This is a genomic window from Mesorhizobium sp. YR577 (genome assembly GCF_900116595.1).
Taxonomy (GTDB): domain Bacteria; phylum Pseudomonadota; class Alphaproteobacteria; order Rhizobiales; family Rhizobiaceae; genus Mesorhizobium_M.
In genome coordinates this window covers 70,778-84,016 of record NZ_FPBI01000006.1, presented here as the reverse complement: position 1 = coordinate 84,016, position 13,239 = coordinate 70,778, and the positions used below count along the sequence as shown (strand labels likewise).

The following is a 13,239-nucleotide window of genomic DNA, read 5'->3' as shown; positions in this document are numbered from 1 at the left end:
AATGGGAATTGGGAGATTCAAATGATCGAGACTTTCACCACAGGCAGCGCGTCGGCCGAAAAGGTCAGCTTCTTCGATGATCCGGCAACCGGGTTGCGCGCCATCATCGTCATTCATTCGACCGCACTTGGGCCTGCCGCTGGTGGCTGCCGGTTCTGGTCCTATGCACAGAAGGATGATGCAATCGCCGACGCCTCGCGTCTGGCCGAAGGCATGACCTACAAGAACGCGCTGGCCGGCCTGCCCTTCGGCGGCGGCAAGGCCGTCATCATGCGGCCGGAAGGCGAATTCGACCGGGAAGCGCTCTTCAAGGCATTCGGCAAGGCGGTGGATAGCCTCGGCGGGAACTACATCACGGCAGAGGATGTCGGCACCCATGTCTCGGACATGCAGGCGGTGCACAGCGTAACCCGTCATGTCGCCGGCCTGCCTTCGAATGGCAGCCATGCCGGTGGCGATCCCTCGCCGTGGACGGCGCTCGGCGTGTTTCTTTCGCTGCGCCATGCGGTCGAGCGCCGGTTGGGCGGAAAGCTTGCCGGCAGGACAGTGGCCGTCCAGGGCGTCGGCAATGTCGGCATGGAGCTTTGCCGCCTGCTGCACCAGGACGGTGCGCATCTTGTGGTAGCCGACGGCTCGGCCGAGCGTGCCGCCAAGGCTGCCCATCTTTACGGGGCCGTGGTCGTCAGACCCGAGGACGTGCTCTCGGCAGATGTCGATGTTGTCGCACCTTGCGCCCTTGGCGCGGTGCTCAACGAGCGTTCCATCGAAAACCTGAAAGCCAAAGTGGTCTGCGGCGCGGCCAACAACCAACTTGCGGTGCCGGAAGACGGCAGGCGACTGGCTGCGCGTGGCATTCTCTATGCGCCGGACTATCTGGTGAATGCCGGTGGTATCATCAATGTCGTGGCCGAGAAGATGGGCGAGGCGAGTGCTGCCGTCGATGAGCGCGTGTGCCGCATTCCCGAGCGGCTGGCTGCGGTTTTCGATGCAGCCGAGGCCAGCGGCGAAGGCCCGAACTTCGTGGCCGACGCCATGGCGCGCACGATCGTTGCCGAGGCGCGGCCGCGGGCGAGGCGGGTGGCGTAGCGCTGACGGCTTTGCTGGGTTAGCGTTCGAAGACCTGCCGGCCGAACAGGCTGGCAATCAATTCGACGACCAGCAGCGCGCTCTTGCCGCGATCGTCGAGGAAGGGGTTGAGTTCGACCAGATCGAGTGAGGTTGTCACGCCGCGATCGGCCAGCATTTCCATGACCAGATGGGCCTCGCGATAGGTGACGCCGCCGCGCACGGCGGTGCCGACGCCCGGCGCCAGGTCCGGATCGAGGAAATCGACATCGAAGCTGACATGCAGCATGGCGTTTTCGGCTTCGACGCGGTCGAGAATGTCGCGCATGATGCCGCCGGTGCCGCGCTCGTCGATCACGCGCATGTCGAAGACATTGACACCGGCTTCGCGGAGCGCCTTGCGTTCGTCGTGATCGATCGAGCGGGCGCCGTAGATCGAAACATCCTGCGGCCTGACCAGCGGTCGGTCGTTCGGGAGAATGCCCTCCATGCCGGGACGGCCGCAGAAGAAGGCGACCGGCATGCCATGCATGTTGCCGGACGGCGAAGTCAGCGGCGTGTTGAAATCGGAATGGGCATCGAGCCACAGCACATGAAGCGGCCGGCCGGCTTCCGCAGCGAAGCGGGCGGCACCCGACACCGAACCCATCGACAGGCTGTGATCGCCGCCGAGGAAGACCGGCAACTGCCCGGCCGCGAGCGCGCCATAGGCGGCCTTGTCGAGCGTCCGCGTCCAGCCGGTTATGATTTCGGCGTGGAGAGCAGCGCCGGGGATTGTCAGGTCGGTGACCAGTTCCGGCGTGAGATCGCCGTGGTCCGTCACGGCATGGCCGAGGCTTGCCAGTTCCTTGGGTAGGTCGGCAACGCGCAGAGCATCCGGGCCCATCTTGCAGCCCAGCTTTCCCGCGCCTTCCTGGACGGGCGCGCCGAACAGGGCGATATTCCTGGGCAATCTGTCGAATATCCGCAACGCGCCGGATTGCACGTTGGAAAGGTCTTTTGGCTGATGAAGCATGATCGAAATCCCAGGCCGGGCAAGCTTTTGTTGTGATGGCTCAACGACCCGGTTTGGTGAAATTACGGTCAGGCGATATCAAAGAATATGCTAGACATGTGTATATTTGCATAGTCATTTGAGCAAAACGCCAAATGCTTTGCTCAAACTATCATCGAGACGAATATGGACGACCTTGATCGACGCCTGATTTCCGCCTTGCGCATAGACGGGCGTGCGCCGCTTTCAAAACTGGCGACCATGCTCGGCGTTTCGCGCGGCACGGTGCAGAACAGGCTCGACCGGCTGGTCGAGACCAAGGAGATCGCCGGCTTCACCGTTCGCGTCCGCTCGGATCTTTCCGGCGACCGGGTGTCGGCGGTGATGATGATCGAGGTGGAAGGCAAGAATACGCGCCGCGTGGTGCAGTCGCTCAAGGCTATGCCCGGCATCAAGACGCTCTACACCACCAATGGCGCGTTCGATCTGGTCGCGGAAGTCGAGGTCGCGACGCTGCTCGATTTCGACAGGGTTCTCTATGACGTGCGCATGATCGACGGCATTTCGAGGACGGAAACGAGCCTGCTGCTCGCGCCGGCGTAAACGTCAATCGTCGTTTGAAGCGTTGAGGTCTTCCGGTCGCAGGCCGTCGTCTGTGTCGCGGTCGTAGAGCGTGGCGCGGATGAAGATCGTGTGGGCAGCGCCCGGTTCGATGGAAAAGACGCTGGATTGTGGATCGTCCGGGCCTTTGGCCGGGATGTGCAGGGCGATGCCGCCTTGCGGGCGCTCAGCGGCCGAGATCAGGAATGTCACGCCGTTGGGAAGCGCGACTTCGATTTGATCGGCGTCGATCGCATTTGTCTTGCCGTTGCGGAGTGCGCGAAAGGCGATGCCGCTCTGCTTGTTGCCTGCTTCTGTCATGCTGCGTCTTTCGATTTCTGGCGGTAGGGATCGATGTGCGAAGACGATGCTACCAGGAATTTTGCCTGACAAGTAAAATTGGCCGCGACGTATTTCGCCCGAGAAATCTCAATAAAAATAAATAATTTGACTATTCGGTTGAAGAAGTTTAGAAGTTTTTCATCGATATTTGTTAGATCGAATTTTGGTTTTGCGCACGCTTAGCGCGCTCCTGACGAACTTCCCTTCAAAATCGAGATGTGAAAATCATCGCGCATTCGTGCGGTGAATGATTAATATTTTCCGTGAAAGGGTTCGCTATGAGCACCGGAACAGTAAAGTGGTTCAATTCGACTAAGGGCTTCGGTTTCATCCAGCCTGATGATGGCGGCCAGGACGTTTTCGTCCATATCTCCGCAGTCGAGCGCGCTGGTATGCGCGACATCGTCGAAGGCCAGAAGATCAGCTACGAGATGGTGCGGGACAACAAGTCCGGCAAGATGTCGGCTGACCAGCTTCAGGCTGCATAAATATCATTCGTCCAGCCGGTGACCACGGATGTACTGGCACCGTTGGCAAGACGAATGACAAGGAAGGGTCAGGCAATTGCCTGGCCTTTTTTGTTTCAGCTCCACCCGCGCTCACAGCTACGGGGTGGGTGACAAGTCTCAGTGCTGTGTAATTTTTGTTTTCGCATTCTTCGAAAGCGTTTCGAAGCGATGCTTGGTTGCTCCAGGAGGCAAACCATGGCCGACAATTCCCAAAAGACTCGCGAGCAGGCCGAGCTTGCCTTCAGCAAGGCACAGACCCAATCGCTTGCCCGCAATCGCATTGTCGACGAGCATGACGCTATCGGCAACGAACGCGAAGCCAAGACCGCCAGGCTGCGTGAACTGCGTTTGCAGAAAGAGGCTGAAGATCTGGCCCGCGCCGCTGCCAATCCGGTCGCGCCGAAGCGCAAGGCCGGCGGCTCCAAGGCCTGATCGCAATCAGGACCGCGCCGGCTTCAACGCACAGGCGCGATCTTCAGTGACGGCTACGCCTCTTCGTGAATGATGTAGAGCTTCCGCGTCTTTTCGTGGATCGTCCATTCGCCGCGCCAGCCCTTCGGCAGAACCAGCATTTCGCCGGCACTCACCTCCTGGCTGCGGCCATCCGGGCCATGCAGCGAGACACGGCCGGAAACGATGTGGCAGGTTTCCGAATTGGTATCGCGCGATGCTGTGAAGCGGCCCGGCGTGCATTCCCATACACCCACTTCCAGCTTTCCGTCCGGCGAAGACCATAGCGTCTTTGCAGCCTCGACCTGATTGCCCTCAAGCGAGGTCGGCTTCGGCGCGGGCTCGCCGAGATCGATGGAGGCGAGGTGGGCGAAGGTCTGGAAGTCGGTCATGATGTTATCCAAAGTTATGCAAGAATATGCTCTGCTGGCGTTTTGGTGAGGTCACGCGCCGAACCAACGGCGCATGAGTGCGATTCGACGGGGTCCGAGTTTCCTCAGTGCCCGGTGATGCGATCGGCGATGGCGGCCAGCTTCGAGGTGTGATCGAGACCAGCTTCCTCGCGTTCGTCGGCCATGCGGTAGAGCTGATACATGGAGTGCACACCCAGCCAGCGCATCGGCTCGGGCTCCCATTTGCTGACCTGGCGGTTGACCCAGGGCAGGCGGGTCAGTTCGGTGTCGCGGCGCAGGATGAGGTCGCGCAGCGTGCGGCCCGAGAGGTTCGAGCTCGAGACGCCGAGCCCGACATAGCCGCCGGCCCAGCCGATGCCGGTTTCAGGGTCGAGGCCGGCAGTCGTGCACCAGTCGCGCGGCACGCCGAGCACCCCACACCAGGCGTGGTCGATGCGCAGGTTCTTGGTCTGCGGCAGAAGGCGTGCGAGGATCGCGTGGAGCTTTTCGATCGTCAGCTGCTGGGTCTGGCCGCGCACGTCGGTCTGCGAGCCGTAGCGATAGGGCACGCCGCGCCCGCCCATGGTGATGCGACCCTCGCGGGTGCGCTGGGCGTAGCAATAGGCGTGGGCGGCGTCGCCCAGCAGCTCATGGCCCTTCCAGCCGATCTCGTCCCACAGCGCGTCCGACACCGGCTCGGTGATGATCTGCGCGCTGTTGAGCGGCAGCCAGAGCCGTTCGTTGCCGGGGATGCCGGCAGTGAAACCTTCCGTGGCGCGGATGATGATGGGCGCGCGCACCGTGCCGCGATTGGTCGTGACCTTGCCCTTTTCGATGCCGGTCACGGTCGTCTGCTCATAGATCGGCACGCCAAGGCGCTCGACGGCGTCGGAGAGGCCGCGCACCAGCTTGGCCGGCTGCACACGTGCCATGCCGCGCAGCACATAGGCGCCCTGCACATTGTGGATGGCGATGCGGGCGCGGGCATCGGCGGCGCTTAGAAATTCGATGCGGTCGGCCGGCATTTCCCATGCCTTGGCCTCTTCATATTCGGCGCGGGCGCGGTCGAGCTGCGGCTTGTTGGTGGCGACGGTGATGTTGTCCGTGCGCAGGATGTCGGCGTCGATGCCTTCGGCTTCAGTGACCGAAATCACCTCCTCGACCGTGCCGTACATGGCGCGCTGCATGTCGATGACGGCGCCGCGCGTCGAGGTCTTCAGGTATTTTTCGCGCGACCAGCCGAAGCCGCCGGACAGCCAGCCGCCATTGCGGCCGGAAGCGCCGAAGCCGGCGAATTCCTTTTCGACGATGGCGATGCGGATCGAGGGATCGGCCTTCTTCAGATAGTAGGCCGTCCACAGGCCTGTGTAGCCCGCGCCGACGATGCAGACGTCGGCTTCAAGATCGCCGGGAAGCGGTGCGCGAAAGGCCGGCAGGCCGATATCGGCATACCAGAAGGAGACGTTGCCATTGACTTTGGCGTCCATGTTCAAAAAATCCTGCGAGGGGGAATGAGGGGGTCAGGTCAGCGTCATGTCGGCGCGGTCGTCGTCGGCGAGCAGCTTGGAATCCTCCACCGACCAGCGCAGATCGACCTCGTCGCCGATGGCAAAGGGCTTTGCCTCCAGCGAAGAGCGCACGACTGCAATCGAGCCGTCGCGCAGCACGACCTGGTATTTAGAGCCCGAGCCGAGATAGATCGCCTCGCTGACCTGGCCGGCAAGGCTGTTCTGCCCGTCGGTGATGGGTGCCTTGGCGGCTGCGAGCGACAGTTTTTCGGGGCGTAGCAGGATCACCGGCGTCTCGCCGCCAGCGAGTTTTTCCTTTGCTACGATCTTCTGGCCGGCGATGGTCAGACCGGTCTCAAGGCCTGATGTTTCGGCCTTGCCGCGCAAGGTCGTTGATTCACCGATGAACTTGCCGACGAACAGCGTTGCCGGTTCGTCATAGAGCTGGCGGCCGGTGCCGATCTGCTCGATGCGGCCCTGGTTGAACACTGCGATGCGGTCGGAGAGCACCAGCGCTTCTTCCTGATCGTGGGTGACATAGACGAAGGTGGTGCCGAGTTCGCGGTGGATGCGCTTGATCTCGAGCTGCAGCCATTCGCGCAGCTTCTTGTCGAGCGCGCCGAGCGGCTCGTCCATCAGAAGCAGTGGCGGATCGAAGACGATGGCGCGGGCGAGCGCCACGCGCTGCTGCTGTCCGCCGGAAAGCTCGCTTGGATAGCGATGGGCGAAGTCGGCCATCTTGACCATGTCGAGCGCCGCCTTGACGCGGCGCTCGCGCTCGCCCTTTTCGACGCCGCGAAGGGTGAGCGGATAGGCGACGTTCTTGCCGACCGTCATATGCGGAAACAGCGCGTAATGCTGGAACACGACGCCGATGTTGCGCTTGTGCGCCGGCACGCCGACGATGCTTTCGCCGCCGACCGAAAGGTCGCCGGAAGTGAGGTCGGTGAAGCCGGCGACCACGTTCAGCGTCGTCGTCTTGCCCGAGCCCGAGGGCCCGAGCAGCGTCATGAACTCGCCCGGCTCGATATGGAGGCTGACGTTGTCGAGCGCGGTGAACTTGCCGTAGCGTTTCGTGGCATCCCGGATATCGATCGCTGCGCCGCGTTCTCTGGTCTTGGACGTGGACATGTCAGCTCCTTTTGGATTTCGAGCCGATGATCAGCCCTGCGGCGATCACGAGTGTGGTGGCGAGGAAAATGATGGTTCCGACGGCGGCGACGGTCGGGTCGGCGTCGCGGGTGATGCTGGTGAAGATCTGCACGGGCAGGGTCTTCAGATAGGGGCTGGTGATGAACAGCGCGACGATGATCTCGTCGAAGGATGTCACGAAGGCAAACAGCAGACCGGACAGGATGCCTGGCGCGATCAGCGGTAGCGTGATCGTGCGGAAAGCGGTGAAGCGGTTGGCGCCGAGGCTTGCCGCAGCCGTTTCGAGCCTTACGTCGAACACTTCAAGGCTCGCGGAGACCGCAATGATGACGAAGGGGATCGCTAGCATCGTATGGGCAAGCACGAAGCCCAGCGTGGTGCCCACAAGCTGGTAGTTGAGATAGACCGCGTAGATGCCGATCGCCAGCACCACGCCGGGCACGACCATCGGCGTGATGAGGATGGCGCGCAATATGCCGGCGCCGGAATGCTTCATGCGGCTGAGGCCCAACGCGGCCAGCGTGCCGATGAAGGTGGCGACGACGGCGACGATGCCGGCGACCTTCAGCGAATTGAGAAGGCTGTTCGACCATTCGGGATTGGTGAAGAAGTTGGCGTACCACTGCCAGGAGAAGCCGGACGGCGGGAAGGCCAGCGACTTCTTGTCGTTGAAGGACATCGGGATGACGACGAGCGTCGGCATGATGAGCCAGATGGCAACCAGCAGGCAGAACAGGCCGAGGATGATGCGGAACGGTTTCATCGTCAGCTCCTCGATGCCTGCTTGTGGCGCTGGCGCATCAAGGGCGCGGCGATCGCCAGAAGCACGAAGGTCGAGACCAGCAGCACGACGCCCATGGTGCCGCCACGACCCCAGTTGAGCAGGCTCAGCACCTGGCTTTGCACCAGCGTCGACAGCATGGTGCTGCGCGGGCCGCCGAGCAGAGCGGGGGTGATGTAGAAGCCGAGCGACAGGATGAAGACGATGATCGCGCCGGCGAATACGCCGGGCAGCGACAGCGGCAGATAGACCTGCAGGAAGGCGAGCGCCGGCCGCGCGCCGAGGCTGCGTGCCGCCTGCACCAATCGCAGGTCGATGCCGCGCATGACCGAATAGAGCGGCAGGATCATGAAGGGCAGAAGCACCTGCGCCATGCCGATGACGACGCCGGTCTGGGTGCGGATGAGCCGGATCGAGCTGAAGCCGATGGCCTTCAAGGTCGAATTGATGACGCCGGAATCCTGAAGCAGGATCACCCAGGCGAGCGTGCGCACTACGCCGCTGACCCAGAAAGGCACCAGCACGCACATGATGAGGACGAGGCGCATGCGCGGGCCGACTGTCGTCATCAGATAGGCATAAGGATAGGCCGCGATCACGCAGACGATGGTGACGCAGGCGGAAATGGAAAAGGTGCGGGCAAGGACGGTGAGATTAACTGGCGTGGAGAAGAACCAGACGTAGTTCTGCAGGCCCCATTCGGGCTCGGAAAAGCTGCGCAGCACGATCGTCAGCAGCGGATAGGCCATTGCCGCAATGAGCAGCAGGATGGCCGGAACGGTTAGCAGCGACGGATAGTCCGCCAGCCGCCAGCGGCGCGGCTCGGATGCTGAGCGGCCGGCTGGCCGGGGATCGGAACCCCCGGCCGTTGTCGTGTCGATTGTCTGGTTCACGCTTTACTGTTCCAGGCTTGCATGGGCTGGCTTAGTTGCCGGCCATGAGTGCGGTCCACTTTTCGGAAGCTGCGTCGAAGTTGGCGACCCAGAACTTGATGTTCTGCTGGTAGCCCTGCTTGACGCGATCCGGCGTGTTGGTGAGGAAGGCAGCGACAGAATCGTCGACCTTCGGCTGGGCTTCGTCGTTGATCGGCGAGTAGGAGGTCTGCTCGGTCAGGATTTCCTGCGCCTGCTTGCCAAGATAGGCGTTGATCAGCGCGTAGGCCGCATCGGTGTCCTTGACGCCGACCGGGATGGTCAGCTGGTCCATCACGACCATCCAGTCGTTCCAGACCGGCGTGTACTGCGCGCCGTTCTTGACTGCCGTCATGGCGCGGCCGGTCCACATCATGACCATGTCGGCCTCGCCGGACTCGGCGAGCTGCTGCGACTCGGCGCCCGTTTTCCAGAAGATCGTGTCCGGGCCGAGCGCCTTGATCTTGGCGATGCCCTTGTCGATGTCGGCCGGCGTCATGTTCTCGACGGAGCCGCCATCGGCGATGATGCCCTGTTCGATAAGCGCGCCGATCGGATCACCGCTGCCGTCGATGGCGCGGATGCCGGGGAACTTCTCGGTGTCGAAGAAGTCCTTCCAGCTCTTCGGCGGGTTATCCTTGTAGGCATCGTTCTTGTACATCAGGACCATGCCGTAGTTCATCGCAGGCACGCTGCATTCGCCGACCTGGCCGGCCGGGATGTGCGAAACGTCGATCTTGGTCAGGTCGAGCTTCTGGAACAGCTTGCCGCAATGCACGTAGGGCGGCAGGTCAGCAGTATCGACCACGTCCCAGGTGACGTTGCCGGATTCGACCTGCGCCTGCAGCTTGGCGATCTCGGTCGGGCCGTCATTGAGCAGCGTCACGCCAGACTTGTCGACGAACTCCTTCAGCGCCGCGACCTGGCCATCCTGATAGATGCCGCCGTAGGAAACGAAGGTGAGAGTCTTGCCCTTGAGCGAGCCGTCCACGATGGTGCCGGCAGCCGGTGCTTCCTGTGCATGAGCGACGGCGGCAATAACGGCAAGCGCCGTCGCGCCGGCAAATGTCGATCTATATCCCATTTTATTCTGTCTCCGATGACCCGCTATTTGATTTTGGCGTCCCGGGTGCGAGCTTTTTCCGGGGCACATATTCATCGAGCTCGACTGCGCCGCTCGTCGGGGGCGCGATGATCCACAAAACCTCGGCCGGCACATTGCCGACATTGACCGTCTTGTGCGGGGTCGAGGTCGCGTATTCGATGCTGTCGCCTTCCTCGAGGATGAAGGTTTCATCGCCGAGCGTCAGTTGCAGCTTGCCGCGCAGGACGAGGAACATCTCATGCGCATTGCCATGGGTGTAGGGCAGGTCGCCGGTTGAGCCGTCGACCGCGAACTCACCCGAATAGACTTCGACATCGTGGATCGGACGACGCGAAAGCAGCGTCTTGCGATAACCTTCGCTCACCGGCAGGGCCGGGCGCTCGGCGCGTGTCAGCACCTTGTGCGTCGATACCCCGGAGTCTTCAAAAAGATCGGCGACGCTGATGCCCAGCGCATTGGCGATTAGCATCAGCGTGGACGTGTTGGCGCCGGAAAGGCCGCGTTCGAGCTGGCTGAGAAAGCTTGCGGTGGTGCCGGTCAGGTCGCCGAGCTGGCGCAATGTCAGGCGGCGGGCAGTGCGGAATGTCTTGACGCGATCCCCCAGCACTGTCGAGCGGCGAGCCTCCGTCCTGGACGTGGCGCCATCTGCCGGGCTTTCATCGTCGATCAGCTTCATCCGTCTCCCCACGGTTCACTTTACAAGCTATTAAGTGAATCTCTGGATGGCAAGCGGGATTCGTATGCCGGCGAAAAATCCTTGTTAGACAGGCCAGAAAAGAGAAGCGGCGCAAGCGTTCCTTCGCTCGCGCCGCTTTATTTTTCCTTGAAATTCCAGAATCTTACGCTGCGATCATCGCCCGCGCATTGAGGATGTGGAAACAGGCGTTCGCCGCTTCGTTCCCCTTTACCTTGAAGTGGTCGAAGAAGAATTTGCGGTGCTCTTCGCTGTCGTGGAAGTGGTGCGGGGTCAGCACCGCCGACAGGACCGGCACATCGGTGGCAAGCTGAACATTCATCATTCCGTCGAGCACCGTGCCTGCCACGAAGTCGTGCCGGTAGATGCCACCATCGACGACGAAAGCGGTGCCGAGAATAGCGTCGAACCGGCCGGTTTCGGCAAGCAGCTTGGCGTGGAGCGGTATTTCGAGTGCGCCGGGCACGTCGAATATCTCGACAACTGTCTTGCCATTCGAAAGCGCCTGCGTGGCGCTGACGAAAGACTCGACGCACTGGTCGACGATTTCTGAATGCCAGCGTGCACGAATGACGGCGACGCGGCGGGTTTCGAATTCACGAGGGGATATCTGATTCATGGGTCCTTACTCCGTTCAATGACCAGAATCAGGACGCACGAGACAGGACTTCGTCCGCGGTTAAGCGGCATGATCCCGTTCGTTCTCTTCCATCCGGACTATGACCGTCGGCTCCGGAATCAAACCGGATCTGCTGACCTTCCCGGAAAGTCCGGGAAGCGCTCGCGGGCTCAAGCTTTCGCTCTTACCGCCGGTGGGGAGTTACACCCCGCCCTGAGAACTTAACGCAATCTGTATGGCGTGAAATCCCTGTGGCCGTCAATCCGCCGGATGGCGGGGTCCGGCATTTTCAGTCATGTGTTTTTCTTGCGAAGAATTTTCGTTTTACGCTCGTTTCGATTGCGAAAAAGTTCAAAATTGGGTAGTGGGGAACTGAAGAGAATGCGGCGACCAGCCGGAGAAAATCGTGACCGAACCCTCGACCTACGACATCTTCATCATCGGCGGCGGTATCAATGGGTGCGGTATCGCACGCGACGCGGTCGGTCGCGGCTATTCGGTTTGCCTTGCCGAGATGAACGACCTTGCCAGCGGCACGTCGTCAGGTTCGACCAAGCTCATTCATGGCGGCTTGCGCTATCTCGAACATTACGAGTTCCGGCTGGTGCGGGAATCCCTGATGGAACGCGAGGTGCTGTGGAAGATGGCGCCGCACATCATCTGGCCGATGCGCTTCGTGCTGCCTTATGCCAAGGGCCTGCGGCCAGCATGGCTGATCCGGCTCGGCCTGTTCCTCTACGATCATATTGGCGGCCGCAAGCTGCTACCGGCGACGAAGACGCTGGACATGCGCAACGATCCGGCAGGAAAGCCGCTGAAGCCGTTGTTTTCCAAGGCATTCGAATATTCCGACGGCTGGGTCAACGATGCGCGTCTTGTCGTGCTGAACGCGCGCGACGCTGCCGACCGCGGCGCCGATATCCGCACGCGCACCAAAGTGGTCAGCGCGCGGCGCGAGGGTGAGCACTGGCTCATCAACCTCGAGGACCAGCGGACGGGCGAAACGCAGGAGGTGAGGGCGCGGCTGATCGTCAATGCCGGCGGGCCTTGGGTCGATGCCGTGCTTGCGGGCGCGGTCGGGCGCAACGATGTCCACAATGTTCGGTTGGTGCAGGGTAGCCACATCGTCATCCGCAAAAAGTTTGACGATCCGCGCGCCTATTTCTTCCAGAACAAGGACGGGCGCATCATTTTCGCCATTCCCTATGAGGAGGATTTTACCCTCATCGGCACCACCGACCGGGATTTCGACGGCGATCCGCATGATGTGAAGATCAGCGAGGCCGAAACCGATTATCTCTGCAATGCGGCGAGCGAGTATTTCGCGGCACCCGTCAGGCGCGAGGACATCGTCTGGACCTATTCGGCGGTGCGGCCGCTTTACGACGACGGCGCCTCGATGGCGCAGGAGGCGACGCGCGACTACGTCCTGAAATCCGACACCAGCGACGGAGCGCCGCTGGTCAATGTCTTCGGCGGCAAGATCACCACCTATCGCCGGCTCGCCCAATCGATGCTGGAAAAGATCGAGGTGCATCTCGGCAAGCGTGGTGCCGAGTGGACGGCGGGCGCGCCTTTGCCGGGCGGCGATTTCTTTGCGACAGGCTTTGATGCGCAGGTCAGGAAACTGATGGCGGCCTATCCGTTTCTCGATGGCCCCCACGCCCGTCGGCTGACACGGCTTTACGGCACGCTGGCGTCGAAACTTCTCGGCTCGGCGATTTCGCCTGGTGATCTCGGCCGGAATTTCGGCGCCGATCTGTATGAGGTCGAGGTGCGCTACCTCATGGCGCATGAGTGGGCGGTGACGGCCGAGGATGTGCTGTGGCGGCGCACCAAGCGCGGCCTGCACATGAACGAGGCCCAGCGCCAGGCGCTCGATGATTTCATGCGCAGCGCCAGCACGTCGAAGAACGCGGCTGCCGAGTAGCGATTTCCGCATCTTTCCGGCCGGCTGAACCAAAGACGGCAAAATCTCATGCCAGCATAGTGACGTGGCCATAGCTTTGCGCTATGACAACCGTACCCGCGGGTACGGTTGTGGCGCAGGAGGCGGAAATTCCGCCACATCCTGCTGCCGGAATTGGGCCTTCGGTGGGCTGTGGGCTGCTCACAAA

At 61.7% G+C, this 13,239-nt stretch carries 15 protein-coding genes and 1 riboswitch; of the genes, 5 read left to right on the top strand and 10 right to left on the bottom strand.

Features of this window, described 5'->3' with window-relative positions; translation table 11 throughout:
* Positions 1 to 21 precede the first annotated feature (21 nt).
* On the top strand, positions 22 to 1,086 hold the full coding sequence (locus BM413_RS10330; RefSeq protein WP_091913010.1) for a Glu/Leu/Phe/Val family dehydrogenase: 1,065 nt from the start codon (positions 22 to 24) through the stop codon (positions 1,084 to 1,086).
* 19 nt (positions 1,087 to 1,105) lie between these two features.
* On the opposite strand, the gene rocF is transcribed toward BM413_RS10330, so the two are convergent.
* Positions 1,106 to 2,080: an arginase gene (gene rocF, locus BM413_RS10325; RefSeq protein WP_091913009.1), complete on the bottom strand. Its 975-nt coding sequence runs from the start codon at positions 2,078 to 2,080 to the stop codon at positions 1,106 to 1,108.
* A 165-nt stretch (positions 2,081 to 2,245) separates the two neighbouring features.
* Between rocF and BM413_RS10320 the strand changes: the two genes are divergently transcribed.
* Positions 2,246 to 2,662 (top strand): Lrp/AsnC family transcriptional regulator, encoded by a 417-nt coding sequence (locus BM413_RS10320; RefSeq protein ID WP_091913007.1) that lies wholly within the window; start codon positions 2,246 to 2,248, stop codon positions 2,660 to 2,662.
* 3 nt (positions 2,663 to 2,665) lie between these two features.
* Here the strand turns inward: BM413_RS10320 and BM413_RS10315 are convergent, their stop codons facing one another.
* Positions 2,666 to 2,980 carry a hypothetical protein gene (locus BM413_RS10315; protein WP_091913005.1) on the bottom strand — a complete coding sequence of 105 codons (315 nt, stop codon included), beginning with the start codon at positions 2,978 to 2,980 and terminating at the stop codon, positions 2,666 to 2,668.
* A 299-nt stretch (positions 2,981 to 3,279) separates the two neighbouring features.
* Between BM413_RS10315 and BM413_RS10310 the strand changes: the two genes are divergently transcribed.
* The gene (locus BM413_RS10310) at positions 3,280 to 3,489 is read left to right on the top strand and encodes a cold-shock protein (protein WP_091913004.1); all 210 of its coding nucleotides are present in this window, start codon (positions 3,280 to 3,282) and stop codon (positions 3,487 to 3,489) included.
* 216 nt (positions 3,490 to 3,705) lie between these two features.
* Entirely contained in the window at positions 3,706 to 3,942 is a 237-nt protein-coding gene (locus BM413_RS10305; protein WP_091913002.1) for a hypothetical protein, read from the top strand.
* A gap of 53 nt (positions 3,943 to 3,995) precedes the next feature.
* Here BM413_RS10305 and BM413_RS10300 read toward each other — a convergent pair whose 3' ends face one another.
* The 8 genes from BM413_RS10300 to BM413_RS10265 all read right to left on the bottom strand — a co-directional run bounded on the left by BM413_RS10300 (position 3,996) and on the right by BM413_RS10265 (position 11,122).
* Positions 3,996 to 4,352: a cupin domain-containing protein gene (locus BM413_RS10300; protein WP_091913001.1), complete on the bottom strand. Its 357-nt coding sequence runs from the start codon at positions 4,350 to 4,352 to the stop codon at positions 3,996 to 3,998.
* A 104-nt stretch (positions 4,353 to 4,456) separates the two neighbouring features.
* Positions 4,457 to 5,839, bottom strand: coding sequence for an NAD(P)/FAD-dependent oxidoreductase (locus tag BM413_RS10295; RefSeq protein ID WP_091912999.1), 1,383 nt, complete (start codon positions 5,837 to 5,839; stop codon positions 4,457 to 4,459).
* A gap of 33 nt (positions 5,840 to 5,872) precedes the next feature.
* Positions 5,873 to 6,991, bottom strand: a complete 1,119-nt coding sequence (locus tag BM413_RS10290) for an ABC transporter ATP-binding protein (RefSeq protein ID WP_091912998.1) — start codon at positions 6,989 to 6,991, stop codon at positions 5,873 to 5,875.
* Between the two features lies 1 nt (position 6,992).
* Positions 6,993 to 7,781 carry an ABC transporter permease gene (locus BM413_RS10285; RefSeq protein ID WP_091913376.1) on the bottom strand — a complete coding sequence of 263 codons (789 nt, stop codon included), beginning with the start codon at positions 7,779 to 7,781 and terminating at the stop codon, positions 6,993 to 6,995.
* Positions 7,778 to 8,599, bottom strand: a complete 822-nt coding sequence (locus tag BM413_RS10280; protein ID WP_244537839.1) for an ABC transporter permease — start codon at positions 8,597 to 8,599, stop codon at positions 7,778 to 7,780. The genes BM413_RS10285 and BM413_RS10280 overlap by 4 nt, the downstream gene beginning before the upstream one ends.
* A 118-nt stretch (positions 8,600 to 8,717) precedes the next feature.
* A complete protein-coding gene (locus BM413_RS10275; protein WP_091912994.1) occupies positions 8,718 to 9,788 on the bottom strand; it encodes an extracellular solute-binding protein in 1,071 nt (356 codons plus the stop codon).
* A gap of 1 nt (position 9,789) precedes the next feature.
* Positions 9,790 to 10,485: a helix-turn-helix domain-containing protein gene (locus tag BM413_RS10270; RefSeq protein ID WP_091912993.1), complete on the bottom strand. Its 696-nt coding sequence runs from the start codon at positions 10,483 to 10,485 to the stop codon at positions 9,790 to 9,792.
* Between the two features lie 163 nt (positions 10,486 to 10,648).
* Complete coding sequence (locus BM413_RS10265) at positions 10,649 to 11,122, bottom strand: 6,7-dimethyl-8-ribityllumazine synthase (protein WP_091912991.1); 474 nt, start codon at positions 11,120 to 11,122, stop codon at positions 10,649 to 10,651.
* A 77-nt stretch (positions 11,123 to 11,199) separates the two neighbouring features.
* A riboswitch (FMN riboswitch) is annotated at positions 11,200 to 11,347 on the bottom strand.
* Positions 11,348 to 11,528: 181 nt separating this feature from the next.
* Between BM413_RS10265 and glpD the strand changes: the two genes are divergently transcribed.
* Positions 11,529 to 13,052, top strand: a complete 1,524-nt coding sequence (gene glpD / locus BM413_RS10260) for a glycerol-3-phosphate dehydrogenase (RefSeq protein ID WP_091912990.1) — start codon at positions 11,529 to 11,531, stop codon at positions 13,050 to 13,052.
* Positions 13,053 to 13,239 lie beyond the last annotated feature (187 nt).